Origin of the sequence: Mycobacterium sp. 1245801.1, from assembly GCF_001673055.1 — a bacterium.
In the GTDB taxonomy this organism is placed as follows: Bacteria; Actinomycetota; Actinomycetes; order Mycobacteriales; family Mycobacteriaceae; genus Mycobacterium; species Mycobacterium europaeum_A.
Genome location: NZ_LZKY01000225.1, coordinates 1 through 2,028 on the forward strand (window position 1 = coordinate 1; position 2,028 = coordinate 2,028).

The window sequence follows — 2,028 nt, forward strand, 5'->3', positions numbered from 1 at the left end:
GCGGAAATACCCGCCCAGCCGATCGGTCGGCTCACTGGCCAGGCGCACCGTTTGCAGCAACTGCGGCGTCAAACTCGGATCGCGGTCCCGTAACCCGAACGGATCAGGACCAAACCGGTCCTCGGCAACCGGACCGCGACCCGAGCGCTCCCGCTCAAGCTCAACCACTCGCGCCCGCTCCACCAGCGCCTGCACTAACGCGTCGCTTGCCCTGTCATCCTCATGGGTGCCACGGGACTCAAGGTGCTCCGCTGACCGCGACCCCCCATCACTGCTGGCCGCGACCAACCACTCCGCATCCTCAGGCCGTTCGGATCGCCCGGCACTACGCGCCGGTTGCACCTGGTTGCGGGTCGCACCGGACTCGGCCTGCAACCTTTCTTGCCTCCGGACAACCCTTGCCGCAACCTCGCGAATGAACTCATCCACCTCGCGAAACAACGTCTGCTCGAGGACACCCCGCTCCGGGGTGCCCTCGCGGGGCAAGGTTTGCTCGCTTAGCCTTGAACGGTAATAACTGCGCGCAATGACGTCCTCAACAGCCTCATTGGACAGCGTGTAGCCGCGCTCGATCAGCAGCCGTTGCAGCCATTCTCGGACCCGGACAACCGTTGCTCTAAAATCGCGAAGGTGCTCACCCACCTCGCGAGACAACCTCTGCTCGAGCAGACCTCGTTCGGGGGTCCTCTCGCCGGGCAAGGCCTGCGGGCCCAGCCCTAACCTGTCATAACTGCGCCCGATCCGATCGTCAACATAGTTCGCCAGCTCGCCGAACTCACCGGCCAGCCCGCTTTGAATGCGAGAAACGAACTCTTGAAAACCAGGGGGCCGGCCATCGGGCCAGTACCGCGGAGGCCTGTCCTGAATAGCATCTAGGTACGCCGGAAGTTCCACATATGGTGGCGGCCCTGCCACGTCGTCGCTGCGGTGATCACCATCGCCCAGTGGCACGGCCGACGTTTGGCGCCGCTCATGCGAGCGACCACCATCACCAACGGACCCAGCCACAGGATCCGGTGACGCCGATCCCGAGCGTTCCAGCCCCGAGCCGAACGGTCTTTCGATCATCGATTCAACTGGCTGTCGCACGACCCCCGACGCCAGCGCCGGTGCGTTCGCCCCGCGTTCGCTGGGTCCTGCGGGATCGCTCAGGGCGGGTTGGCGGTCGCGCTGGCGCCGCGATGAAGACGATGTCGCCGACTGGCCGAACAAAACTTTGGTGGTTTGTTTCCACCACTTAGGCGCCCCGCCGGGCAACCCGCCGTGCAGGCCGCCGCTATAGAGGTAGTCGGCGATGTCAGCAGCCCACTGAGTGGCGCTCTCGTGAGGCCCGGGCGCGCTTCGTTGCTGAGCATCCAAGATCTGCGCGCGTGCGGCCAACACCCGTTCCGGCCTGGTCGGCCGGTTATGCGCCCGCAACCGGTGATTGACCTCCTCAACAAGCGTGCGCTCGTCCTCACTGAGCACCCGCGACTGCTCGGGTGTGGTCACCTCAATCGTGGGCTCACTGACCTCAGGGGTTTCCGCCTCCTGCACGGCGCGGCGCTGCACATGCACACTGAGATGCTCAGGGGCGATCCCGCGACTGCCGAACTGCTCAATCAACCGTGGCACTAGGTGATCGAGTAGCCGTTGAGCCTGAACACCCCCCGACCCCCCATGACCGGCAATCGTCACCACCAACTCCACCGGGCCCGCACCGGCTGTATCAAGGACCCGCCGTTCAACATCCTGGACATCGACACCAGGATCCGGCCACGCTGGCACCGGCCCGCCGCGATGAGCACCAACCTCCACATCCCCATCACCGGCGGGGGGCGCGGGCTTCACCAAATCGTCGCGGCTAACCTCGACAACGTCGTGGGAGTGTTGCTCGGACATCTGGGAGGCGCCGGTATTTGGTGAGGGCGATTGTGAGGCCGCACGCACCGACACCGCCGGCACCGCCTCACCGCCACCCTCAAGGACACCGACCGGGCGTTGATCACGCGGCGGTGCGGCCTGTCCGTTACCCGACGAATCATTGCC

2 protein-coding genes are annotated in these 2,028 nt (G+C 65.5%); one reads left to right on the plus strand and one right to left on the minus strand.

Translation table 11 applies throughout. The annotated features are described in order from the left end of the window. Positions 1-1,605, minus strand: a 1,605-nt coding sequence (locus tag A5622_RS29200) for a hypothetical protein (RefSeq protein ID WP_156752962.1), incomplete at its 3' end; no start/stop codon positions are given. Between the two features lie 54 nt (positions 1,606-1,659). Between A5622_RS29200 and A5622_RS14875 the strand changes: the two genes are divergently transcribed. After that, positions 1,660-1,905: a hypothetical protein gene (locus A5622_RS14875; protein WP_066879477.1), complete on the plus strand. Its 246-nt coding sequence runs from the start codon at positions 1,660-1,662 to the stop codon at positions 1,903-1,905. The last annotated feature ends 123 nt before the right edge of the window (positions 1,906-2,028 follow it).

Excerpts from the sequence above, each read along its gene's own strand:
- A5622_RS14875 (WP_066879477.1), top strand. The coding sequence starts at position 1,660 with ATGACCGGCAATCGTCACCACCAACTCCACCGGGCCCGCACCGGCTGT.